The 21,370-nt window shown below is 72.7% G+C and carries 21 protein-coding genes and 1 pseudogene; 13 read left to right on the top strand and 9 right to left on the bottom strand.

From position 1 onward, the window contains the following. Positions 1 to 28 precede the first annotated feature (28 nt). The 3 genes from ACIO3O_RS06610 to ACIO3O_RS06600 all read right to left on the bottom strand — a co-directional run bounded on the left by ACIO3O_RS06610 (position 29) and on the right by ACIO3O_RS06600 (position 2,972). Positions 29 to 1,171: a YncE family protein gene (locus tag ACIO3O_RS06610; protein WP_401742723.1), complete on the bottom strand. Its 1,143-nt coding sequence runs from the start codon at positions 1,169 to 1,171 to the stop codon at positions 29 to 31. After that, positions 1,168 to 1,827, bottom strand: a complete 660-nt coding sequence (locus ACIO3O_RS06605; protein ID WP_401742721.1) for an ankyrin repeat domain-containing protein — start codon at positions 1,825 to 1,827, stop codon at positions 1,168 to 1,170. Before ACIO3O_RS06605 ends, ACIO3O_RS06610 begins: the two co-directional genes overlap by 4 nt. Before the next feature lie 587 nt (positions 1,828 to 2,414). Beyond that, positions 2,415 to 2,972, bottom strand: coding sequence for a heme-binding protein (locus ACIO3O_RS06600; protein ID WP_401742718.1), 558 nt, complete (start codon positions 2,970 to 2,972; stop codon positions 2,415 to 2,417). Between the two features lie 1,071 nt (positions 2,973 to 4,043). Here ACIO3O_RS06600 and ACIO3O_RS06595 point away from each other — a divergent pair. After that, positions 4,044 to 5,294 carry a sensor histidine kinase gene (locus tag ACIO3O_RS06595; protein ID WP_401742716.1) on the top strand — a complete coding sequence of 417 codons (1,251 nt, stop codon included), beginning with the start codon at positions 4,044 to 4,046 and terminating at the stop codon, positions 5,292 to 5,294. Beyond that, positions 5,291 to 5,926, top strand: coding sequence for a response regulator (locus tag ACIO3O_RS06590; RefSeq protein WP_401742715.1), 636 nt, complete (start codon positions 5,291 to 5,293; stop codon positions 5,924 to 5,926). The genes ACIO3O_RS06595 and ACIO3O_RS06590 overlap by 4 nt, the downstream gene beginning before the upstream one ends. A gap of 40 nt (positions 5,927 to 5,966) precedes the next feature. Here ACIO3O_RS06590 and ACIO3O_RS06585 read toward each other — a convergent pair whose 3' ends face one another. Next, a complete protein-coding gene (locus tag ACIO3O_RS06585) occupies positions 5,967 to 6,578 on the bottom strand; it encodes a Uma2 family endonuclease (protein WP_401742712.1) in 612 nt (203 codons plus the stop codon). Between the two features lie 135 nt (positions 6,579 to 6,713). Between ACIO3O_RS06585 and ACIO3O_RS06580 the strand changes: the two genes are divergently transcribed. Beyond that, a complete protein-coding gene (locus ACIO3O_RS06580; protein ID WP_189822732.1) occupies positions 6,714 to 7,214 on the top strand; it encodes a hypothetical protein in 501 nt (166 codons plus the stop codon). Positions 7,215 to 7,356: 142 nt separating this feature from the next. Here the strand turns inward: ACIO3O_RS06580 and ACIO3O_RS06575 are convergent, their stop codons facing one another. Continuing rightward, positions 7,357 to 8,031: a pentapeptide repeat-containing protein gene (locus ACIO3O_RS06575; RefSeq protein WP_401742710.1), complete on the bottom strand. Its 675-nt coding sequence runs from the start codon at positions 8,029 to 8,031 to the stop codon at positions 7,357 to 7,359. Between the two features lie 133 nt (positions 8,032 to 8,164). Between ACIO3O_RS06575 and ACIO3O_RS06570 the strand changes: the two are divergent. From ACIO3O_RS06570 to ACIO3O_RS06560, 3 genes and pseudogenes are all read left to right on the top strand, one after another. After that, positions 8,165 to 9,362 (top strand): annotated as a pseudogene (locus ACIO3O_RS06570) (NAD(P)-binding protein). Positions 9,363 to 9,428: 66 nt separating this feature from the next. After that, on the top strand, positions 9,429 to 10,445 hold the full coding sequence (locus ACIO3O_RS06565) for a zinc-binding dehydrogenase (protein ID WP_401742708.1): 1,017 nt from the start codon (positions 9,429 to 9,431) through the stop codon (positions 10,443 to 10,445). A 228-nt stretch (positions 10,446 to 10,673) separates the two neighbouring features. After that, the gene (locus ACIO3O_RS06560; protein ID WP_401742705.1) at positions 10,674 to 12,149 is read left to right on the top strand and encodes a M1 family metallopeptidase; all 1,476 of its coding nucleotides are present in this window, start codon (positions 10,674 to 10,676) and stop codon (positions 12,147 to 12,149) included. A gap of 3 nt (positions 12,150 to 12,152) precedes the next feature. Here the strand turns inward: ACIO3O_RS06560 and ACIO3O_RS06555 are convergent, their stop codons facing one another. Continuing rightward, positions 12,153 to 13,727: a M4 family metallopeptidase gene (locus ACIO3O_RS06555; RefSeq protein WP_401742704.1), complete on the bottom strand. Its 1,575-nt coding sequence runs from the start codon at positions 13,725 to 13,727 to the stop codon at positions 12,153 to 12,155. 309 nt (positions 13,728 to 14,036) lie between these two features. Here ACIO3O_RS06555 and ACIO3O_RS06550 point away from each other — a divergent pair, with 309 nt between their 5' ends. Both ACIO3O_RS06550 and ACIO3O_RS06545 read left to right on the top strand, forming a co-directional pair. Beyond that, the gene (locus tag ACIO3O_RS06550) at positions 14,037 to 14,363 is read left to right on the top strand and encodes a hypothetical protein (protein WP_401742702.1); all 327 of its coding nucleotides are present in this window, start codon (positions 14,037 to 14,039) and stop codon (positions 14,361 to 14,363) included. A 28-nt stretch (positions 14,364 to 14,391) separates the two neighbouring features. Further along, positions 14,392 to 14,724, top strand: coding sequence for a hypothetical protein (locus tag ACIO3O_RS06545; protein ID WP_401742700.1), 333 nt, complete (start codon positions 14,392 to 14,394; stop codon positions 14,722 to 14,724). 15 nt (positions 14,725 to 14,739) lie between these two features. Here ACIO3O_RS06545 and ACIO3O_RS06540 read toward each other — a convergent pair whose 3' ends face one another. Together ACIO3O_RS06540 and ACIO3O_RS06535 are read right to left on the bottom strand one after the other, a co-directional pair. Further along, a complete protein-coding gene (locus ACIO3O_RS06540; protein WP_401742697.1) occupies positions 14,740 to 15,912 on the bottom strand; it encodes a methyltransferase domain-containing protein in 1,173 nt (390 codons plus the stop codon). Between the two features lie 52 nt (positions 15,913 to 15,964). Next, a complete protein-coding gene (locus ACIO3O_RS06535; RefSeq protein ID WP_401742694.1) occupies positions 15,965 to 16,627 on the bottom strand; it encodes a hypothetical protein in 663 nt (220 codons plus the stop codon). A gap of 135 nt (positions 16,628 to 16,762) precedes the next feature. On the opposite strand from ACIO3O_RS06535, the gene ACIO3O_RS06530 reads away from it, so the two are divergent. From ACIO3O_RS06530 to ACIO3O_RS06515, 4 genes are all read left to right on the top strand, one after another. Beyond that, positions 16,763 to 18,088 carry a tetratricopeptide repeat protein gene (locus ACIO3O_RS06530; RefSeq protein ID WP_401742692.1) on the top strand — a complete coding sequence of 442 codons (1,326 nt, stop codon included), beginning with the start codon at positions 16,763 to 16,765 and terminating at the stop codon, positions 18,086 to 18,088. Positions 18,089 to 18,117: 29 nt separating this feature from the next. Beyond that, complete coding sequence (locus ACIO3O_RS06525; RefSeq protein WP_401742689.1) at positions 18,118 to 18,945, top strand: class I SAM-dependent methyltransferase; 828 nt, start codon at positions 18,118 to 18,120, stop codon at positions 18,943 to 18,945. Positions 18,946 to 19,203: 258 nt separating this feature from the next. Then, positions 19,204 to 19,572 (top strand): hypothetical protein, encoded by a 369-nt coding sequence (locus ACIO3O_RS06520; protein WP_401742686.1) that lies wholly within the window; start codon positions 19,204 to 19,206, stop codon positions 19,570 to 19,572. A gap of 54 nt (positions 19,573 to 19,626) precedes the next feature. Then, positions 19,627 to 20,115: a hypothetical protein gene (locus tag ACIO3O_RS06515; protein ID WP_401742684.1), complete on the top strand. Its 489-nt coding sequence runs from the start codon at positions 19,627 to 19,629 to the stop codon at positions 20,113 to 20,115. A 51-nt stretch (positions 20,116 to 20,166) separates the two neighbouring features. Here ACIO3O_RS06515 and ACIO3O_RS06510 read toward each other — a convergent pair whose 3' ends face one another. Continuing rightward, on the bottom strand, positions 20,167 to 20,742 hold the full coding sequence (locus ACIO3O_RS06510; RefSeq protein ID WP_401742681.1) for a TerD family protein: 576 nt from the start codon (positions 20,740 to 20,742) through the stop codon (positions 20,167 to 20,169). A gap of 193 nt (positions 20,743 to 20,935) precedes the next feature. Here ACIO3O_RS06510 and arfB point away from each other — a divergent pair, with 193 nt between their 5' ends. Continuing rightward, positions 20,936 to 21,364, top strand: a complete 429-nt coding sequence (gene arfB / locus ACIO3O_RS06505) for an alternative ribosome rescue aminoacyl-tRNA hydrolase ArfB (protein WP_401742678.1) — start codon at positions 20,936 to 20,938, stop codon at positions 21,362 to 21,364. Positions 21,365 to 21,370 lie beyond the last annotated feature (6 nt).

Raw genomic sequence — 21,370 nt, 5'->3', positions numbered from 1 at the left:
GGCCGGGGCGGGAGGCGGGGGCGGGGGCTCAGGGCAGGACGGCGATGCCCAGGGGGCGGACTCCTGCCGGGAGGCGGCGGGTGTCGCCGGTCGGGAGGTCGACCACCGTGATCCCGTCCCAGGAGCCGTCGCGGGTGAAGCCCCCGGTGACGTAGGCCGTGCGGCCGTCGGGGGTGACGGCGACGTCCTCGTGGGCGCCGTCCAGCGCGATCACGCGTTCCGTGCCGTCGGGGCGGCGGATCGTCAGGGAGGGGTCCTCGTCGTCGCCGCCGATCGGGCCCGTGCCGACGACGAGGAGGGTGCCGTCGGGGGTGATGGCCGTGCCGTGCTGGTGGGTGTTGGCGGTCATCGGTTCGACGGTGACCTTGCCGGTGCGCGGGTCCAGGACGGCGAGGCGTTCGCCCTCGAAGGGGAGGAGGAGTTTGCCGTCGCCGGGGCGCACGGCCGCGTAGTGCGGCTTGAGCCAGGAGCCGAGCCCCCCTTCCGTACCGTACGGAGCGACTTCGAGGCGGCGGGCCTTCAGGGTGTCCGTGCGGACGGCGGTCACGTCGTAGGAGTCGTGGCCGGTGGCGTAGACCTCGCGGCCGTCGGTGGAGACGTCCACGTCGAAGGGGCGGCGGCCGACCGGGACGGTGCCGGTGACCGTGCGGGAGGCGGTGTCGACGACCTCCAGCACCCCGCGTGCGTCGGGGACGTTGACGCCCACGTAGGCGTGCCGGCCGTCCGGGGACAGGGCGATGCCCATGCCGCCCGCCCGGTATTCGCCCATCGTGGCGGGGCCGTCGGCCTTCGTCGCGTACGGAATGCGGCCGAGGCTCGTACGGGTGCGGGTGTCGACGACGGCGACGCCCTCGGCGGTGGCCACCCAGGCGCGGCCGTCCTTGCCGACGGCGAGCCCGTATGGGGCGGTGCCGACCCGCACCGAGCCGATCGGGCCCCTGCCGGGGGCGGGGTCGACGAAGGTGACGGTGTCGGAGTCGAAGTCGGCGACGAGGAGGGTGCCGGCGGGGGTGGCGGCGGCCTTCGGCGTGGGCGCGGTCGGGGTGACGGTCGCGGGGCGGGGCCGTTCGGGGGCGCTCTCTGCGGAACCCGCGCCCATGCCCGCGCATGCGGTGAGGAGGCTGAGGGCGACCGTGACGAGGAGGGCCCACAGGGCGAGGCGGGGCTTCATGCGGGGGTCCCGGGGTGGGGGTGGGAGCGGGTGCCGTCCGGCGTGCGGGACTCCGCTTCCCGGAGCAGCCGGGCGAGGGTGTCGAAGCCGCGGCGTTCGGCGTGGGCGAGGGGGGTGACGCCGTCGCCGTCCGGGAGGTCGGGGGTGGCGCCCGCCGCGAGCAGGACCTCCACCACCTCCTGGTGCGCGCGGCCGCCGTCGCCGAGGATGACGGCCTCCAACAGGGCGGTCCAGCCGAGCCTGTTGACGTGGTCGACGTCGGTGTCGGTCTCCGCGAGCACGGCGCGTACGTAGTCGACGTGACCGCGTTCGCTGGCCGGGATGACGGAGATCCCGCCGAAGCGGTTGCGCAGCGTCAGGTCGGGGCCGGCGGGCAGCAGTACGCGCATCATGGCGACGCTGCCGGTGACGCCGGTGACCAGCCAGGCGCTGTCCTCGCGGAGGTCCTGCGCGTTGGGGTCGGCCCCGGCGGCGACCAGGGCGCGGGCGGCGTCGAGGTGGTTGCCGAGGGAGGCGAGGAGGAGGGGGGTGCGGAGCTCGGTGTCCCGGGCGCTGACCCGCGCACCGTCCCGGAGGGCGGCCAGGACACCGTCGGCGTCACCGGCCTGGGCGGCGGCGAGGAGGCGGAGGTCGGGGGTGGGGGGCATGGGGGGCATGGGGGCCTTTCGGGGGGCGGGGCTCGCGGCTGGGTGCGCCGGCAGGGGGCGCGGTGCTGTGCTGCACGTGCGGCTCCGCCCCGGCAGGGGCGCGGGACTGTACTCGATCTGCGTCCCCGCCGCGCTGGGCGCCCCTTCAGGGGCGCGGGGAACTGCGCGACCAGCCACCCACTCATCCGCACGGGAACCTTAGGCGGCCGCGCGGCGAGCGCTTTAGGGAAAGGGGCGGGTCCGGGGCCTCTCTGCCTGAGCCGGACGGGGCTGACGTGTCCGGTACGGGGGTGGGCCGGGGCCCCTTTGGACGCGCGTCCGGTGTCGGGGCGGAGCCAGGGGCGGCACCCGGGTGGGCCCGGAGCGGGAGGGGCCGCCCCCTTGCCCGCCCGTCCCGCCCCCGGGGGGCGGCCCCGCCGCCCAAGGCGGCTAGGGGAAGAGGGGGAGGGCGCCCCGTCGCCCAAGGGGGCTGGGGAAGCGGGGGAAGGCGGCCCCGGCGCCCAAGGTGGCTACGGGGGGCGGAGCCCAAGGGGTTAGGGCGGAGACCGAAGGGGGCGGGGCGGGCCCGGGGTGGGCCTGCCCCGTTCGTGCCGGGCTCAGCGGGAGAGGGAGGCCACGCCCGCCTGGGCGAACTTCTCGTCCAGGTCGCCGCTCGGGGCACCCGCCACGCCGATGCCCGCGATCGGGGCACCCTTCGCCTGGACCGGCGCACCACCCGCGAGGAAGAGCGTGCCGGGGATGTCCTTCAGGTTCGGGGCCTGGGCGAGACGCTTGGCCAGCTCGGAGGTGGGGGCGTTCCAGGAGACGGCGGTGTAGCCCTTCTTCACGGCCGACTCGGGGGACTGCGGGCCCGCGCCGTCGCCGCGCAGGGAGACGATCGTGTTGCCGTTGCGGTCCACCACGGCGACGGACACGCGCTGGTTGTCCTTCTTCGCGGCGTCGAGCACGGCCTCGGCGGCCTTGGTCGCGGCGGCGACGGTCAGGTGCGTGGACTGCTGGAGGTTGCGGTTCGAGGCGTCGGCGGTGACGGCGGCCTTGGCCTCGGCGGCCGGGGCGGAGGCGTTGGCGCTCACCGCGCCGAAGGTGCCCGCGCCGACGGCGGCGAGAACGGCGGAGGCGGTCAGGACACGGGCACGGACGGACAGCTTGCGCATGGTGGACTCCAGGGGAGGGAGGGGGAGGTGCTGGCCGGAGCGGCGGGAGTGCCGGGCTCCTTCTGACCTCAATCCTGGGTCCGGAACCGGCCCCGTACGGTCGGTGCACCGGCTGCACCCGGCGGGCCGGGAGGTCGATACGGGGGTCATCCGATCGGTTGATGCGGGGGTGGTCCCGGGGGGTGAGGATGGGGGCGTACGGGGCGGTGTGCGGCGGTAAGAAGCGGTATGTACGGTGCTCGGGTGCGACAAGGACGCGGCGCGAGGCCCGTGCGGGGCCGGCGGGACGCCCGTGCGGGGCGGTGCGACGTGATGCGGGGCCGGTCCGGTGCGGCCGGGAAGAACCCGGTCCTGCGCGGCCCGACCCGGTCCGAAGCGACCCGGGCCGGCGCAGGCGCGGTTCGGGCCGTTGCGGGCGCGGCTCGGGCGCGTACTTCGAGGAGCGACAGCTCGTCGGGCGCGGTCCGCCCCGCCCCGGTACGCGGCCGTGGGCCGGCCCGCTGCGTGGCCGTGGCCCACGGACGACCGGGATGCGCGTCCCACCAGCGAGCCGGGTGCGCCGACCCACGGGCGCCCCGGGTGAGGCACCCACGGGCGGCGGCTCCCCGGGCACGCCCAGGACCTGTGCCCCCGAGCGCGTGCCCAAGGCCCGTGGCCCCGAGCGCGAGCCGAGGACCCGTGGCCCCGAGCGCGAGCCGAGGACCCGTGGCCCGGAGCGCGTGCCCAAGGCCCGTGCCCCCGAGCGCGAGCCCAGGACCCGTGGCCCGGAGCGCGTGCCCAGGACCCGTGGCCCGGAGCGCGTGCCCAGGACCCGTGGCCCGGAGCGCGTGCCCAAGGCCCGTGGCCCCGAGCGCGTGCCCAAGGCCCGTGGCCCCGAGCGCGTGCCCAAGGCCCGTGGCCCCGAGCGCGAGCCCAAGGCCCGTGGCCCCGAGCGCGAGCCCAAGGCCCGTGCCCCGAGCGCGTGCCCCGCAGCCGACCGACCCCCGGTCCCGAGTGGGCCCCTGGACGGCCTCCTTCGCCCCCATACGTACCGCGCATCACCCCCACCCACCCCGACGAGGACCCGGAGCCATGCCCCCCAGCGACCCCCTCAGCCCCCTCCCCGGGCGCTCCGCCTCCCCCGAAGGCGATCCCGACGCGCGGCCGCTCGCCCTCCTCATGCACGCCGCCTTCTTTCTGCTCCTCGGCGGTTCCCTCGCCCGCTACCTCCTGCGCCACCCCGGCGAGACCCGCACCCCGTGGATCATCGGCCTGAGCCTCGCGCTGGCCCTCCTGCACGTCCTCTTCTACGTGCTCCCCACGGACCGCGACTCCGGCCCGGCCAGCCCCTCCCGTCCCGCCCGCCCCCGTGTCCACCTCGGCAGTGTCGTCGCCGTCTGGGTGGTCCTTGTCGTCCTCGCCCCCAGCTTCGCCTGGTGCGCCGTTCCGCTCTTCTACACCGGGCTGCGGACCCTGCCCACCCGCACCGCCCTCGCGCTCGTCGGGCTGCTCACCGCGTTTGTCGTCGCGGCCCAACTCCAGCTCGCCAAGGGGCAGTTCGACCCGACCCTGCTCGTCGCGCCGCCCGCCGTCGCCGCCGTCGCCGCCGGGACCTTCGTCTACATGCAGCGCCAGGCCGCCCGTCAGCGTGCCCTCATCGACGACCTGATCCGCACTCGCCGCGAACTCGCCGCCACCGAGCGGCGCGAGGGCACCCTCGCGGAGCGTCAGCGCCTCTCGTACGAGATCCACGACACCCTCGCGCAGGGCCTGTCCAGCCAGCAGATGCTGCTCCAGGCCGCCGACCGCACCTGGGACACCGACCCGGCGACCGCCCGCCGCCACGTCCGTACCGCCACCTCCATCGCGGAGCGCAACCTCGCCGAGGCCCGCCGGTTCGTGCACGACCTGGCCCCCGCCGACCTCGCCGAGGCGGGCGCGCGCGGCGGCGGTCTGGAGGAGGCCCTGCGCGCGGTCGCCGCCCGCGAGAACGCGCGCTTCCACGTCGACGGGACGGCCCCGGCCACCCCCCTCCCCGACCGCGTCCAGTCCGCCCTGCTCCGGATCGCGCAGGGCGCCCTCGCCAACGTCCGCGAACACGCGCAGGCGACCACCACCGCGCTCACCCTCACCTACCTGGATGATCAAGTGGTCCTCGACATCGCGGACGACGGCCGAGGCTTTGACCCCCGCACACCGCAGGGCCCCCGGGGCGTACGGGGCCACGGCCTGCCCGCGATCCGCGCCCGCGTCCAGCAGCTCGGCGGCACCCTCGCCGTCGAGTCCGCCCCCGGCGAGGGCACGGTCCTGTCCGCCGCGATCCCCCTGGAGCCCCAGCCATGACGACCCCTTCCGTACGCGTACGCGTCCTGCTCTGCGACGACCACGTGGTGGTACGGGCGGGCCTGCTGGCCCTGCTCTCCAGCGAACCGGACATCGAGGTCGTCGGCGAGGCCGGGAACGGCGAGGAGGCGGTCGCGATGTCGGCCAAGCTCACCCCCGACGTCGTCCTCATGGACCTCCAGCTCGGCGACGGCATCGACGGCGTCGAGGCCACCCGCCGCATCGCCGGGACCGGCCCGCACGTCCTCGTCCTCACCACGTACGACACGGACGCCGACATCACCCGGGCCATCGCGGCGGGGGCCACGGGCTACCTGCTCAAGGCCGAACGGCCCGAGGAGCTCTTCGCCGCGATCCGCTCCGCCGCCCAGGGCCGTACGACCCTCTCGCCGCCGGTCGCGAGCCGCGTCATGGCGCAGATGCGGGGCACCGGCCGTCCCACCCTCACCGACCGCGAGTCCGACATCCTCGCCCAGCTCGCCCACGGCCTGGGCAACCGGGAGATCGCCCGCGCGCTCTTCATCAGCGAGGCGACGGTGAAGACCCACCTGGGCCGCATTTACGCCAAGCTCGGGGTGGACACGAGGGCGGGCGCGGTGGCGGTGGCGAAGGAGCAGCGGCTGCTGCCGTGAGATCGGTGCGGGGACTTGCCGTGACGTCCGTGCGGGTCTCTCAGAATTCGCTCGTGTCGAGGTCGAAGCCGAGCGGCTCGGGCAGCGGGATCTTGCCCGGCATGTCGTACGGAACCCTCTTGACGTAGCCGTCACCGGCGGGCTCCGTGCACAGGAGGGCCTTGCCCGCCTCGCGGTCGATGAGCAGGTAGACGGGGATTCCGGCGCGGGCGTAGCCCCGGAGCTTCTTCACGCGGTCGTTGCCCGCGGTGGAGGAGGAGGTGACCTCGGCGACGAGGATGACCGGCGAGGGATCGTGCCAATCCAGCTGATCGCCGAAGCTGCCCTTGGGGGCGATCACGAGGTCGGGTACGACCTTGCCGGTCCGGGAAGCGCCGGGGACCAGCAACCCAGCCCCTGTGTAGCGTCCCAGCTTCCGGTGGTGATCGCGTACCTGCCCGCTGACCTCGGAAATGATTTCTTCGTGCTCGCCGTTGGCCGGAGGTGTCACGTGGATGTCCCCTTCGATCAATTCCACGCGCCAGCCCTTCGGGGCGACGGCGCTGAACCTGTCGAAGGCTTCCTCGACCGTCATGGCCGGGTTCTTGTCCTGGAACTCGTCGGACTCGTCCTCGAACTCGAACGTGTCCCACTCCGGTGCGGGCAGTGCCATGGCGGACCTCCTTCGCGCAACGCGACACTTCCAGAGTAGGTCGGGTTCCCGGGCCCGGAACCGGAACGCGTTCACCCGAACGTGTGAGCGGATACGTTTCTTCGCCCTGCCCCCTCCCGTGCGACCATCGGGAACGTGCTCGACATCGGCTACTCCCTCTCCCGCCGCTTCCCCGATCCCCCGCAGACGGACTACCGCCGTGCGGACGTACGGGCGCTGCGGCACGACCTGTTCTGCGGGGACGTGTACCTCGCGGACGTCAAGGCGGACCGGGAGGTGTCCACAGCCTGGGGATGGGTTCCGGTGCTCGACTTCGCGTGGGCGCTGTGCGACATCGTGGAGCAGATCGACCAGGACCCCCGGGGGAACCGGTCTGCGCACCGGCAGTACGCGGAACTCGACTTCACGGAGTCGACCGACCGCATGCTCTTCGAGCGGCGTTTCGGGTGGGTGGACGTGGAGGCGGACTGGATGCCGGCCGAGGAGCCCGCACTGACCTTCAGCCACCGGCTGCTGCGGCGGGAGGCGCGCGACTTCCTCCACGACCTGATCGCCGACCTCACGGACATGCACGAGGGCCTCGCCGACAACCCCGCCCTCTGGACCCTCCAGGCCAAGTTCCCCCGCATCGACTGACCGCTCCGTCAGATGCGCCGCTTCAGGGGCGCGGGGCTGTATCGATGTGCGGCTCCGCCGCGTGGGCGCGATCGGCCACGACCCACGCGCACGGACGAAACCCGGGGGCCCGGGGGCAGCGCCCCGGCCTGCACCGCAACCACTACCCCTCCACCCGCACCCCCATCGCCGCCGCGAACACCGGGGCCAGGTCCAGCATCTGCCCCGTGCTGATCACCGCTCCCCGCAGCCGCTCCACACCCCGGGCGATCTCCAGCGAGGCCACCGTCCGCAGGTCCACGTCCTTCATCGTCACCCCCGTGAAGTCCGCCCCCTTCAGGACGCAGTCCCGGAACTCCACCCGGGTCAGCCGCGCCTCCCCGAAGTCCGGCTCCACCAGCACGCACCCCTCGAAGACGACGTCCGTCAGCTTCGCCTTCCGCAGGTTCACGAAGTCGATCTTCCCGCCCCGCACCACCACCCGCTCCCACACCGACCCGTGCAGCTGCGTCCCGCCCAGCCGCGCGTCCACCACCTCCACGTCCCGCAGTGACGCCTCCGCGAGCTGCGTGCCCACCCCGCGCACCTGCTCCAGCACGCAGTCCATCAGCCGGACCCGCCCGAGCCGCGTCTCGTCCAGCGCCACCCCGAACAGCCCGCAGTCCATGAAGCGGGAGCCCCGGCCCTCCTGCCCCGCGAAGTCCAGGTCGCGGAACTCCAGGCCGTCGTAGTCCCCCTCCGACTCCAGCTCCCCGCCCACGAAGGGCTCCAGCTCCGGAAGCCGCAGTTGAGGGCGTCGTACCGCCGGGACCTGGTTCTTCTTCGCCTCGCGTGCCATGGCACCCATGCTGCCCCACGCCACTGACAACGCCCCGGGGGAAGGATTTCCCCCGCCGATGTCACATTCCGGCGGGGCCCGTCCGTCCCACTCCCGAACGCCTGATGACACCAGCGGAACAGGAGCACCGACCATGCCTACGACCACCCCCGCCCCCCTCACCGTCGTCGGCGGCGGTCTCGCCGGGCTCGTCACCGCCGTGACCGCCGCCGAGTCCGGGGCCCGCGTCACCCTCCACGAGTCCCACCGCAGCCCCGGCGGCCGGGCCCGTACCGCCGAGGGGAGCCCGTACAAGACCAACGAAGGACCGCACGCCCTCTACTCGCGCGGCCCCCTGTGGACCTGGCTCCAGCAGCGCGACCTCATCGGGCCCGCCGCGGCCGTGCCCCTGGCCGCCGCCGCCCGCACCCGCTTCCACCGCGACGGCGCCCTGCGCCGCATGCCCCCGCTCCCGGTGCTGCGCCTCGGGCGCCGCGACCCCCAACAGGCCCCCGTCGACCGGGACTTCCACTCCTGGGCGGCCGCCCTCGTCGGCGAGCAGCACGCCCGGTACGCCGCCAACGCGGTCGCCGTCGCCGTCTTCCACCACGACCCCGGTGCCCTCTCGGCCCGCTTCGTGCAGGAGCGGCTGCGGCGCGTGCTGGCGATGCCGCCGGAGGCCAAGTACCCGGTGGGTGGGTGGAGTTCGGTGGTGGAGCGGCTCGAAGGCAGGGCGCGGTCGTTGGGCGTACGTATCGAGACGTCGTCCCGTGTCGGTCCCTCCGGCCTCGCGGAGGCCGCCGCGCGCGGGCCCGTCGTCGTCGCCACCTCGCTGGCCGCCGCCCGCACTCTCCTCGGTGACGACTCCCTGACCTGGGAGAGCGGGCGGACCGCCCTGCTCGACCTCGGGCTGCGCACCCGGCGCGGCGACGCGTTCATCGTGTCGGACCTGGACGCGCCCGGGTGGATCGAGCGGTTCACCGCCCAGGACGCGACGTTGGCGCCCGCGGGGGGAGCAGCTCGTGCAGGCTCAACTCCCGGTGGGGGACGGGGAGTCGAGGGCGGTCGGCATCGCCAGGGCCGAGCGGCTGCTCGACCTCGGGTTCCCCGGCTGGCGCGAGCGCGTCACCCACCGCTGCGAGGCGCTGGCCGCCGGGCGCACCGGAGCCGTCGACCTGCCCGGCACCACCTGGCGCGACCGGCCCGCCGTCGACCGGGGCGACGGCATCTACCTCGCCGGTGACCAGGTCGCCGCCCCCGGCCTCCTCGCCGAGGTCTCCTTCAACAGCGCCCTGGAGGCCGCCTCCCTCGCCCTCCGCGCCGCCCGCCCCCTTGACCTCAACCGTGCTTGAGGTCCCAGGATGATCTCCAAGAGGCCGAGGCGCGTGCCAACGGCCTTATGAGACAGGGGAGTTGTCATGCGCGCCATCCGCCTCCACGCCTTCGGTCCCGCCGAGAACCTCACGTACGAGACGACCGAGGACCCCGTCCCGGGCCCCGGGCAGGTCCGTATCGCCGTCACCGCGTCCGGTGTGCACCTCATCGACACCTCCCTGCGCCAGGGCGACCCCGGCCCGTTCCCGGAGCCGCCCGCCCTGCCCACCGTCCCCGGCCGCGAGGTCGCGGGCACCGTCGACGCGCTCGGCGAGGGCACCGACCCGTCCTGGCTCGGCAGGCGGGTCGTCGCCCACCTCGGCATGAACCCCGGCGGCTACGCCGAGCTGGCCGTCACCGACGCCGCCAAGCTGCACCCCGTACCCGACAGCCTCACCGACCCCGAGGCCGTCGCCATGATCGGCACCGGCCGCACCACCCTCGGCGTTCTCGGCTTCACCGAGGTCACGGCGGACACGGTCGCCGTCGTACCGGCGGCAGCGGGGGGCATCGGGACCCTGCTCGTGCAGTACGTGAAGAACGCGGGCGGCACCGTCATCGGCCTGGCCGGGGGGCCCGCCAAGGTCGCACTGGTCGAGCGGAACGGGGCCGACCTCGCCGTCGACTACACGCGGCCCGACTGGCAGGACGAGGTCTCGGAGTTCCTCTCCGCGCGCGGGATCGGGGGTGCGACGGTCGTCTTCGACTCGGTCGGCGGGGGTACGGGGCTGGCGGCCGTTGATCTGCTTGCCCCGGGGGGTCACCACCTGGTCTTCGGCTGGTCGGGGAAGGGGGTTCATGACGGTGAGCCGCTGACCTTCACGGAGGCGGAGCTTGCCGAGCGGGCGATCACCAGTGAGGTCGTGCTGGGGCCGCCCATGCTGGCCAAGGCGGGGGGTGGGGCCAATCCCATCCGGAGCCTGGAGACTCGTTCGCTGGCTCTTGCTGCGGAGGGGGTGTTGCGGCCGGCCGTCCAGGTCTATCCGCTCGCGGAGGCGGCGCGGGCGCACGACGATCTGGAGCAGCGGCGCACGGTCGGCAAGGTCGTGCTGGTCCCGTAGGGCTCTGGGGGTGGGGCGTGCACCCGGCGCGGGGGCGGGGCGGGGGGGCGCCGGGCTGGGCCGGGAGCGGGAGGGGCCGCCCCCTTGCCCGCCCGTTCCGCCCCCTTGGGGCGGCCCCGTCGCCCAAGGGGGCTACGGGGGGAGGCAAGGGGGCTAAGGGGGAGGGGGGGAAGGGAGCGCACGGCTTCGCCCCACCCCGTACCGGACACCCCCGCCTAAGATCGAGGGATGCCCTCCCGCAGTCGCCGTCCCCTCCGCGCGCGCCCCCGCACCCGTACCGCCACCGCCGCCCTCCTCCTCGCGGCAGCGCTCAGCGGCTGCACCGGTGAAGGCGTCCCCACCGGCACCCCCGGCGCCCACGGCCTGCGCGACCCCCTCTTCCCCAAGCTGGGCAACGGCGGCTACGACGTCGCCCACTACGCCCTCGACCTCGACTACACCCCCGCCACCAACCGCCTCCAGGGCACCGCCACCATCACCGCCAGGGCCACCCAGGAGCTCAGCGCCTTCAACCTCGACCTGGCCGGGCTCACCGTCGACTCCGCCACCGTCGAGGGCGAGCAGGCCGCCGCCCGCCAGGCCGGTACGGAGCTGACGCTGCGCCCCAGGCGGGACCTGCGCAAGGGCGAGACCTTCACGGCGGTCGTCCGCTACTCCGGCACGCCCCGCGAGATCAAGGACGTCGACGGGGCCCGCGAGGGCTGGCTGCGCCCGAAGGACAAGAAGCTCTCGGTCGCCGTCGGCCAGCCCGTGGGCTCCATGGCCTGGTTCCCCAGCAACAACCACCCCTCGGACAAGGCGACGTACGACATCAAAGTCACCGTCCCGCAGGGCCAAACAGCCATCTCCAACGGTGAGTTGAGGACCCCGCCCCGCACGCAGAACGGCCGCACCACCTTCGACTGGCAGATGCGCGAGCCGATGGCCGGATACCTCGCGATGGTCGCCGTCGGCGACTTCGCGGTGTGGGAGTCGAGGGCGACCGCCGAGCTAGCGGACGACGAGGAGACGGTGCTGCGGACCGTCCCGGTGTACGCGGCCGCCGAGCGTTCCGTCGACGCGTCGAGCCTCGCCCTCCGCAAGGAGATCCCCCGGATGATGGACTGGGCCGTCACCTACTTCGGCCCGTACCCCTTCGACTCGATCGGCTCGGTCGTCACCCGGGGTCAGGGAGACATCGAGTACGCCCTGGAAGCGCAGACCAAGCCGGTCTACGCGGGCATCACCGGCAACGGCGGCGCGCTCGACGACGCCCAGCTCCACGAGATCGCCCACCAGTGGTTCGGCAACTCGGTCTCGCCCAAGGGCTGGAAGGACATGTGGCTGAACGAGGGCTTCGCGACGTACGCGGAGTGGCTGTGGGAGGAGGACGAGGGCGGCGACACGGCGCAGGAGTCCTTCGAGGCGGCGTTCGAGGCCGACGCCAACTGGAAGTTCCCGCCCGCGAGTCCGCCCGGTCCCGGGTACGTGTCGAAGGAACCGGTGTACGGGGGCGGCGCGATGGTCCTGCACAAGATCCGCCAGGCCGTCGGCAACGACACCTTCTTCGAGATCCTTCAGGAGTGGCCCGCCGAACTCCGGGGCGGGAACGCGAAGACCGCCGACTTCACCGCGTTCGTCGAGAAGAAGACGGACGCGGATCTGTCGGCGGTCTGGGACGTCTGGCTCTACGGGGGTGAACGCCCCGCAACGCCCAACGGGTGAGCGTTACTTGACGTTGACCCCGGTCCAAGCGGCGGCCACGGCCTTGGCCTCGACGCCGTCGGCCCCGTACAGGTCGCCCGCCGCCTTCAGGGTCGCCTCACGGGCGGCCTTGTAGTCGGTCGTGGACGTCATGTACGTCGACAGCGCCTTGTACCAGATCTTGTACGCCTTCTCCTGGCCGATGCCGGTGACCTTCGACCCGTCCTTGGTCGGCGAGTCGTACTTCACCCCGTTGATCTCCTTCGCGCCGCTGCCCTCGGCCAGCAGGTAGAAGAAGTGGTTGGCGATGCCGGACGAGTAATGCACGTCCACGTCACCGGCGTTGGCGTCCCAGTAGTCGAGCGACTGGCCGTCCTTGCTGGGCTTGTCCATGTAACGGAGCGGCGAGCCGTCCCCGTTGATGTCGATCTTCTCGCCGATGAGGTAGTCGCCGACGTCGGTCTTGTTCTTGGCGAAGAACTCGACGGCGGTGCCGAAGATGTCGGAGGTCGCCTCGTTGAGGCCGCCGGACTCGCCCGCGTACTCCAGGTTGGCGGTCGCGGCCGTGAGCCCGTGGCTCATCTCGTGCCCGGCGACGTCGATGGCGGTCAGCGGGTGGGTGTTGCCGATGCCGTCGCCGTACGTCATGCAGAAGCAGCTGTCGTCCCAGAAGGCGTTGACGTACGCCTTGCCGTAGTGGACGCGGGAGTAGGCGGCCTTGCCGTCGCCCGCGATGCCGTTCCGGCCGAGCTCCGCCTTGTAGAAGTCCCAGGTCATGGCTGCGCCGTAGGCGGCGTCGGCGGCGGCGGTCTGGGCGTCGTCCGCCTTGCCGTTGCCCCACTTGTCGTCCGCGTCCGTGAACAGGGTGCCGGTCCCGGACTGGCCGCCCTTGAGGTCGTACGTCTTGTGGCCGCCGCGCTCGCCGTCGGTCAGCTCGAAGCCCGAGCCGCCCTTCGTGGTGGTCAGCGGCACTTCACCGCTGTACATGCTGCTGCCGCTACCGGTCTCGATCTCGTCGAACTCGTAGAGCTTCTTGCCGGAGTTGGCGTCGGTCACGGTGTGCAGGCGGCTCGGCGTGCCGTCCTTCTTGGTGCCCGTCTTCACCGTCTCGAAGGCCAGCACCGGCTTGCCCTTGAGCGCGAAGATCACCTTGCGGGCGGCGGCCGCGGCCTTCACCTTCGGCGTCGTCGACGCCACGGCTATCTTCGCGTCGGTCGCCTTGTCGACGCCCTTCACCTTTCCACCCTTGGCGACGTGGGTGACGAGGTCACCGCCGAGGACGGGCAGACCGTCGTACGTCCGCTCGTACCGGGTGTGTACGGTGCCGTCGGCGTCCTTGATGACATCGCGGGCGACGAGCTTCTCACCGGCACCGAGCCCGAGGCTTCTGGCCGTCGAAGTGGCGCCCGCCTGGGCCGACTTGATGTTCTCCGTACGAACAGCGGCAGCCGCGGCGGAGACCGAGGGGGCCTGCGCCTGCTGCGCCTGGTCGGGCACGGCGGTCGCCGTACCGGCCTGGACGCCGACGACCACCATGGCCGCGGCGGCGGCGAGGGCGGCGGCGCGGACAGAGTTCTTCCGTGAAACGTGGGGGGTCATGCGCTCTCCATCACTCGTTCCGTGGGGGGTAAGAGCTGAGCGATGTGAGACTGACACCGATCGACCGGTGTTGACCGTGTGCCAACAATTGCCTCACAACTTTTTGACCTTCCCTTGCCTCTTGATCGCTTGCCGACGGTCCACTTGTGACGGAAGTCGATCAGTACGCGACCAACTGGTGATCAATGGGCCGAAGTTGTGCAGGGGGTCGGACTGCGTTCGCCACACACCCGCACCCACCTGCCCGCGACCGTCACCTGAGCACGAGCGCGCATGCGGGACCACCACGGGCGGTCACACCATGTCCTCATGCGAACCAAGACCCCCGCGAGGCCCTTCCTCCGCCCCCTGCTGACGACCGCCCTGGCCACCACGACCGCCGCCGTCCTCCTCCTGACCGGCTGCGGAACCCAACGGGCGGCCTCGGCCGACGCCCCGGCCGGTGGCGACGCCGCGCGGGCGGCGGCGGCCCGCGCGAAGGGCGACACCCCGGCGGACACTCCGCCGGACTCCCCGGCGAACACCCTGTCGGACTCCCCGGACGCGGAGGCCCGCTTCCTGGCCCTCATCGGCCGCGCCATGACCACCCGCGACCCCGACGCCCCCGCCGGTCCCGGTCCCGCCGGGCGACAGTGAGCCGCCGGGCCCGACGACGCCACGCCCCGTGTCCCGTGAGGAAGTCCCCCTGGGCGCCATGGAGAAGTGCGAGGGCGACTTCCACACGAAGCGCATCACCAAGGCGTTCCACACCCCCGGGCCCACCCCTTACCCCACCCTCCACCACACCCTGACCACCCTGGACTACCCGTCCTCCGTCATCCACCGGATGCCGGACCACGAGGGCGCTGCCCGGGTCCGTATCGACCTGCGCTTCATGGGCGGCAACCTGGTCCTGGAGGTCACCGCCACGACGAAGGGTGTACAGGTGGACCCCTTCGGAGCCTCGGAGCAATCAGAACTCAAGGTCACCGACGTGAAGCGCAAGCCGACCCCCTGACCCCCTTCCGCGCCATCACGCGGCCGGTCCGTGCACCGGTACCAGTCGATGCGGCTCGTCCAGCCACACCCGCTCGCCCAGGCCATCCACCGTGAGCCCGAACCGCTCGAACCCGGGACGCCCCTGCCCGGCCCACCAGTCCCAGGCGGCCTCCAGCTCCTCCCACAATCGCCGCGCACCCGCCTGGACGACGCGGAACGCCTCCCGGCCCCGCTCGTAGTCCGCCGTCGCCCACGCCGTGACCCCCGTGTCCATCAGCCGCAGGCGGTACGCGCCCCCCTCGCCCGGCTCGACCCGGCAGAACAGGTCTGGGACCTGCACCCCGATGGCGAACATCTGCACCCAGTCACCCACGTCGTCCGGCGACAGCCGTGTCCAGGACGCCGCCCCTTCCCCGTGTTCGGCAAAGGCCCGCGTCGACGGCAGCAACTTGCGCTGTGCGCTCATGCGCATGAACGCCGACGACCCGACGAACGGGCCTTCCGCCGTACCGTCCTCCCCGACCGTCAGTCGTACGACGGCCTCCCCGCCGTACGTCGGCCCCCAGGGCGTCACGATGACGCCTCCCGGCACGGTCTGTTCCCGCCAGGCCCGTGGGACACGGCCCACCGAGCAGGTGGCGAGCACGCGATCGTACGGAGCACGGTCCGGGAACCCCCGTGCCCCGTCGCCCACGTGCACCAGGGGGTGCAGCCCTGCCCGCTCCAGCCGGGAGCGGGCGGCCTGCGCGGACGCGGGATGCACCTCGACGGACACGACGTTCTCGCCGCCGAGCCGGTACGAGAGCAGACCGGCGTTCCAGCCGGTGCCGGTCCCGATCTCCAAGACTCTTGTTCCCTCCGCCACTTGGAGTGCCCCCAGCATCCGGAACACCATGCTGGGCATCGAGCTCGAACTGGTCGGCATCCGTCCCCGGCCCGGTCCGCTGAACGCTCCGTCGTCCCACTGCGTGGTGATCGGAGCGTCACGATTGACCGCCTCCCACCACACATCCGGCTGCTCGCCCCGGACGACGCGGTCCTCCTGCCGGTTCATACCGGCCCGGCCCGGCCAGATGGCGTCGGGCACGAAGCGGTGCCGGGGCACGGCTGCGTAGGCGGGCAGCCAGTCGTCGGTGAGCACGCCCGCTTCCCTGAGCAGGGCGGCCAGCCGCGCGGGTCCCGCTTCTCCGGGGGCGTCCCCGCTCATGGGAGTGCTCCGTAGGTGACATGCCCGTACGGTCCGTTCCTGTGCCTGCCCATCACGGGAGTTGCTCGCCCACCGCCCCGCAGCGAGGCGTGCCGTCGCTGTCGGACGGGTGCTCGGCGAGGGGCACGATCCGGTACGTCGCCGTACAGGCGGGGCAGGCGTGGATGTGCCCGCCGCCCCCACTTCCGGCGTGGATGATCCCGGCGATCACCGGCCGCCCGGTCTCCTGCCTGCACCACGCACACCGCTCACGCGGGGCCCGCTCCACCTCCTGCCGCCCGCGCTCGATCAGGACGCGGACACCGGGCGCGGTCCCGACCGGCGGCAGTTCCCGCACGGGCGAGGTCCAGTGCGGGCCGGGCGCTGCGGCCCGCTCCGGGTGCGGCACACCGAGCCAGGCCCCGCGACCCAAGCAGGTGCCGAAGGCGCAGGTCCAGGTCTCGGTGGTCTGCGGCGGGACGAGGGCGTAGTACGTGTCGCTGTGCGGGTCGAGGATCAGCGGCCGGTGAGCAACCGCGTTAGCGGCGAGCGCGGCCCGCACCAGCACCCCGGAAACCCGCACCGCGTCGAACCGCCGCCCGAGCGGCAGCACCGCCACACCCCGCTCCGCCCACTCCGCGTGGGCCGACGCGGGTTCGTCCGAGGTGTGTGCCAGCCAGTCCGCGATGTGGTCCTGGTGTCTCGTCTGGCGACCCACGCCGTTGTGTGCCGTCACGGTCCTCAACTCCCTCGTTCCCGAGTTCCTGCCTTGTGCTCTACGCAACCGCGCGACCACGCCCAGCGGTACCGTTGAGGCGAGGTCGGGACTTGAAAGCCTTGAAAGTTCGCAAGAGCGCAAGGAGTTGGGGCCATGGCAGCGAGGGGGCCGAACGCGGCACTCAGCCGCTTGATCGGCGAGGCCCGCTGGACGTACCGGCAGTTCGCGCGGGCCGTGAACCGGGTCGGCACCGAGACGGGGACACCCTTGCGGTACGACGAGTCCGCCGTCAGCCACTGGCTGACCGGCACCGCACCTCGCCAGGCCGCCCGGACCTGCATCCTCGAAGCCCTTTCGCGCAGGCTCGGCCGACCGGTCACGCACGCCGAAGCGGGTCTTCCGGCACCGGCCGCCGCCACGACTCCGGCCGCGAATGCCGTGGAAGGGCTGGTCGATCTCGGCCGCCAGGACATGGACCCGTCGCGCCGACGCGTCCTCGGAGCCGGGCTGTTCTCCGTGGCGCTGACGATTCCCGGCTGGCAGGACGTCGTGGGCCGGGCCGAAGCGGTGCAGTCGGGGCGGACCTCGCGCATCGGGATGGCCGAGGTCGACACGGTGACCGCGATGACCGAGAAGGTGTCCGACCTGGACGACCAGTTCGGCGGTCGGCACGCGCGCCCCATGGCCGCCGCGTTCATGGTGAACACCGTCGCCGCCTATCTGCGCGCGGACGCGCCCGCCCCCGTACGGCAGGCGATGCTGTCGGCCGCCTCCGACCTGCTGTACCTGACCGGGTACATGGCCGTCGACGAGGGCCTGCACGGGTTCGCCCAGCAGTACTACGTCAAGGCGCTGGAGCTGGCGGGCGCGGCCGAGGACCACCTGACCTACTGCACGACCCTGCGCGGCATGAGCGTCCAGGCCGTCGACCTGGGCCACGGCCGCAGGGCGCTGGACCTCGCGGACGCGGCCGCCGCAGCATCCCCCAAGGCCGGACCCCGGATGCTCGCCTTCCTCCTCGGGCAGCAGGCCCACGCCGCAGCCCAGACCGGCGACCGCACCGGCGCGCTGCGCCGCCTCCGGGAGGCCGAGACGGCCATGGACCGGGCGGAGTCACGCGGAAAGGCCTTCGGCTCGTACGACCCGGCAGCCCTCAACTACCACACAAGTCAGGTGCGTTACGAGCTTGGCGACGTCTCCGGAGCCGTCGAGGCCATGGAGCTCGCCGACCGTCTCAGGCCCGGCGTCTACCGCCGTACCCGCGTCCGCCACCGGGGAACGATGGCCGAGCGCCAACTCGAACTCGGCCACCTGGAAGCCGCCTGCACCACCTGGCACCAGGCACTCGACGACTACCCCCTGGTCCAGTCCGGCCGCGCCGACGACCGCGTCCGGGCCATGCTCGGCCTCCTCAAGCCGCACCTCAGGAACCCCCAGGCCCGCGACCTGTACGACCGCGCCCGCACGATGGCCGCATAGCCGGGCCCATGGGCGCACAGAATGCCCCCATGACGACACCCCCGGCAGTGGCCCGCGCCGTCCTCGACTTCTACGCCAAGACCATCGACGAGAGCACCCGCCTGACCGGCTCCGCCGATGGGCGGCTGGAGTTGATCCGCACGAAGGAGCTGCTGCGGCGGCACCTGCCGCAGGCGCCGGCCACCGTTCTCGACGTCGGTGGCGGGCCCGGTGCGCACGCCGCGTGGCTGGTGGCGGACGGGTATGCGGTCCATCTGGTCGACCCCGTGCAGCGGCACATCGAGCAGGCTCAAGTGCAGGGGTGCACAGTTGAGTTGGGTGATGCCCGGAGCCTGAGCGCCGGGGACTCCTCGTACGACGTCGTCCTGCTCATGGGGCCGCTGTACCACCTGCCCGACGCCGCCGACCGGCGCCGGGCCCTCGCCGAGGCGTTCCGGGTCGTCCGGCCCGGCGGGCTCGTCGCCGTCGCCGGTATCAACCAGTACGCCTCCCTCTTCGAGCACACCGCCTTCGCGCACCTTGACCAGGAGCCCGTACGGACAAGCATCGAGAAGATCCTCGCCACCCATGTCCACGACGGGAAACGGGGCTTCACCGAGGCGTACTTCCACAGCCCCCAGCTCCTGGACGAGGAGGTGCGCGGGTCGGGACTCCGGGACGTCGTCGTGTACGGGGTGGAAGGGCCCGCATGGTCCCTCCTCAAGGCCACCGAGCAGTACACACGCGAGTCCGTCGCCGACTCCGGCCTCTTCGCCTCGGCGCTCACCGCCGCCCGCCTCGCCGAGCCGTACCCCGAACTCCTTGCCGCTTCCTCGCACTTGCTGGCCGTGGGCCGGAAGGCCCCGCTCAGCGCTTGAGACCCGGGCCGCGAGATTCGAGTCCTCTTTACTAGGAATGGTGGGTGGGACACATCCCGCCCACCCACCCTTTCGCGGGCGCGTGAGGCGGGCGCGAGCGGTCAACTGGGCACACTGGCACGCGAGATGACTTTTTGTGATCGGGTCGCGACCACGCGTTGCGAGCGTGTACGGTGCGTGACAACAGAACGACCCCCATGCGGGGCCTAAGCCGCATGAGGGTCTGACCAGAGAGATCCGCAGCTTAAGGAGATCCCCGTGGCTGTTGAGCAGCTTAGTCGTACCCTGCACGCGCCCGCCCACCCGATGGCCAAGCCCGGGTACGGGAAGAAGGCCGCGCCCGATCAACTCCCGCTTGATGGTGGGACGTTCGCACACCTGCCCAGGCGTGAGGCGTCCATCGCGCGGTACATCGACGGGTTGCCCGAGGGTGCCGACATCAGCATCAAGACGCTGGCCCGGGAGATCGAGGCGTACGGGCAGATGGCCGTCGGCAGTGCGCTCAGGTACCTGACCATCGCCGGGCACCTGCGGCGATTCGTCGAAGAAGTGTGGGTGGAGCGGGAGGGGTATCGGCAGGTCACGAGGACGTGGTTCTCGCGGACCGCGCGGCACGAGCACTGGTGACGGGCGTTGCTGTGCGAAGACGTGCCCGAGAGCGGGAAGGAGCATGACGTTCCCGTGGACGAGCCGGGGGAGGCCGAGCGGCGTGGGTACGACGCGCTGGCGCGCATCGCCCGGAGCGAGCCGCAATTGCCCCTGTCCGCCGCCTCGTGCCAGGCGCTCGCGCCGCTTGCCGGGGAGTGGTTCAAGCGGGGGATGAGCGAGGCGCAGTTCGTGCTGGCGCTGACGTTCTGCCTGCCGCAGCCGGTGCGGCATCCGTTCGGGTTCGTGCAGCGGCGGCTGATCGACGAGATGCCGCCCGAGCTGCCGGGGCCCGTGCAGGGGCTGATCGCCGTGGAGTGCACCGGGTGCGGCGTGCCGGGGACGGCCGAGGCCCTGCCCGGTGGGCTGTGCGGGCCCTGTCGGAGCACGCCGTACGAGGCGCGGCCCGAGCGCGGGCTGCCCGCCGACGTCGTACGCGGAAAGGCGGCACGCATCCGGTACGAGCTGGAGCGGCGGCCGGGCGGTGGCGGGTACGGCCGAGGGCCCCGGTCGCCGCGCCGCTGACGGGTGTGAGCGGGTTGGCGGGCGGGGCCCTCAGAGGGTCAGGTGTCGGGGTCAGACGTTGACGCCGAAGTCCTGGGCGATGCCGGTCAGGCCCGAGGCGTAACCCTGGCCGACCGCGCGGAACTTCCACTCCGCACCGTTGCGGTACAGCTCGCCGAAGACCATCGCGGTCTCGGTGGCGGCGTCCTCGCTCAGGTCGTAGCGGGCGATCTCGGCGCCGCCGGCCTGGTTGATGATGCGGATGAAGGCGTTGCGGACCTGGCCGAAGTTCTGCGAGCGGGACTCCGCGTCGTAGATCGAGACCGGGAAGACGATCTTGTCGATGTCGGCGGGCAGCGCGGCCAGGTTGACGTTGATCTGCTCGTCGTCGCCCTCGCCCTCGCCGGAGCGGTTGTCGCCCGTGTGCACGATGGTCTGGTCCGGGGTGGCCTTGTTGTTGAAGAAGACGAAGTGACCGTCCGAGTAGACCTTGCCCGCGCCGTTCACCGCGATGGCCGAGGCGTCGAGGTCGAACTCCGTGCCCGTCGTCGTGCGGACGTCCCAGCCGAGGCCGACCGTGACGGCGGTCAGGCCCGGGGCCTCCTTGGAGAGCGAAACGTTGCCACCCTTGCTGAGGCTGACTGCCATGGGATGTCCCTTTCCTCGTGCGTCATGTGCGGGCTCCGGTACGAGTCCCGAAGCTACCGTCACCCCATCTAACGCGGCCAGGGTCCCGTTAAGTTCCAGCTCGGTGCGGTTCTCTTTACTTTCTTTACGCAGTTGCCGGGCGGGCGACAAAAACGGTGTGACGGGGCGGCGGGTGAGCAGGGAGTATGGACGCATGTCCGGTCCCTACATCATCCGTGGCTCCGTCTCCCTCCCGGAGGCCGAGCTCATGTGGCGTTTCTCCAGGTCGTCGGGGCCGGGCGGGCAGCACGTCAATACCTCGGACACGCGCGTCGAGCTGCGGTTCGACCTGGCGAAGACCGAGGCGCTGCCCGAGGTGTGGAAGGTGCGCGCCCTGGAACGGCTGGCCGGGCGGCTCGTCGACGGGGTCGTCTCCGTGCAGGCCGCCGAGCACCGGTCGCAGTGGCGCAACCGTGAGACCGCCGCCGTCCGCCTCGCGTCCCTGCTCGCCGAAGCCTCGGCCCCGCCGCCCAAGCCGCGCCGTGCGACCAAGATCCCGCGCGGGATCAACGAGCGCCGCCTGCGCGAGAAGAAGCAGCGGAGTCAGACCAAGGGGGGCCGGTCGGGGCGGGGCTGGGAGTAGCCCGGG

Origin of the sequence: Streptomyces sp. NPDC087440 (assembly GCF_044744005.1) — a bacterium.
In the GTDB taxonomy this organism is placed as follows: Bacteria; Actinomycetota; Actinomycetes; order Streptomycetales; family Streptomycetaceae; genus Streptomyces.
The sequence above is the reverse complement of the archived record's forward strand: the minus strand, read 5'-3'. Positions and strand labels throughout refer to the sequence as shown.

What these genes read in the sequence shown, in the direction of transcription:
- ACIO3O_RS06610 (WP_401742723.1), bottom strand. Translation starts at nt 1,171, where the DNA reads ATGAAGCCCCGCCTCGCCCTGTGGGCCCTCCTCGTCACGGTCGCCCTC.
- ACIO3O_RS06605 (WP_401742721.1), bottom strand. Translation starts at nt 1,827, where the DNA reads ATGCCCCCCATGCCCCCCACCCCCGACCTCCGCCTCCTCGCCGCCGCC.
- ACIO3O_RS06600 (WP_401742718.1), bottom strand. Translation starts at nt 2,972, where the DNA reads ATGCGCAAGCTGTCCGTCCGTGCCCGTGTCCTGACCGCCTCCGCCGTT.
- ACIO3O_RS06595 (WP_401742716.1), top strand. Translation starts at nt 4,044, where the DNA reads ATGCCCCCCAGCGACCCCCTCAGCCCCCTCCCCGGGCGCTCCGCCTCC.
- ACIO3O_RS06590 (WP_401742715.1), top strand. Translation starts at nt 5,291, where the DNA reads ATGACGACCCCTTCCGTACGCGTACGCGTCCTGCTCTGCGACGACCAC.
- ACIO3O_RS06585 (WP_401742712.1), bottom strand. Translation starts at nt 6,578, where the DNA reads ATGGCACTGCCCGCACCGGAGTGGGACACGTTCGAGTTCGAGGACGAG.
- ACIO3O_RS06575 (WP_401742710.1), bottom strand. Translation starts at nt 8,031, where the DNA reads ATGGCACGCGAGGCGAAGAAGAACCAGGTCCCGGCGGTACGACGCCCT.
- ACIO3O_RS06565 (WP_401742708.1), top strand. Translation starts at nt 9,429, where the DNA reads ATGCGCGCCATCCGCCTCCACGCCTTCGGTCCCGCCGAGAACCTCACG.
- ACIO3O_RS06560 (WP_401742705.1), top strand. Translation starts at nt 10,674, where the DNA reads ATGCCCTCCCGCAGTCGCCGTCCCCTCCGCGCGCGCCCCCGCACCCGT.
- ACIO3O_RS06555 (WP_401742704.1), bottom strand. Translation starts at nt 13,727, where the DNA reads ATGACCCCCCACGTTTCACGGAAGAACTCTGTCCGCGCCGCCGCCCTC.
- ACIO3O_RS06550 (WP_401742702.1), top strand. Translation starts at nt 14,037, where the DNA reads ATGCGAACCAAGACCCCCGCGAGGCCCTTCCTCCGCCCCCTGCTGACG.
- ACIO3O_RS06540 (WP_401742697.1), bottom strand. Translation starts at nt 15,912, where the DNA reads ATGAGCGGGGACGCCCCCGGAGAAGCGGGACCCGCGCGGCTGGCCGCC.
- ACIO3O_RS06530 (WP_401742692.1), top strand. Translation starts at nt 16,763, where the DNA reads ATGGCAGCGAGGGGGCCGAACGCGGCACTCAGCCGCTTGATCGGCGAG.
- ACIO3O_RS06525 (WP_401742689.1), top strand. Translation starts at nt 18,118, where the DNA reads ATGACGACACCCCCGGCAGTGGCCCGCGCCGTCCTCGACTTCTACGCC.
- ACIO3O_RS06510 (WP_401742681.1), bottom strand. Translation starts at nt 20,742, where the DNA reads ATGGCAGTCAGCCTCAGCAAGGGTGGCAACGTTTCGCTCTCCAAGGAG.
- arfB (WP_401742678.1), top strand. Translation starts at nt 20,936, where the DNA reads ATGTCCGGTCCCTACATCATCCGTGGCTCCGTCTCCCTCCCGGAGGCC.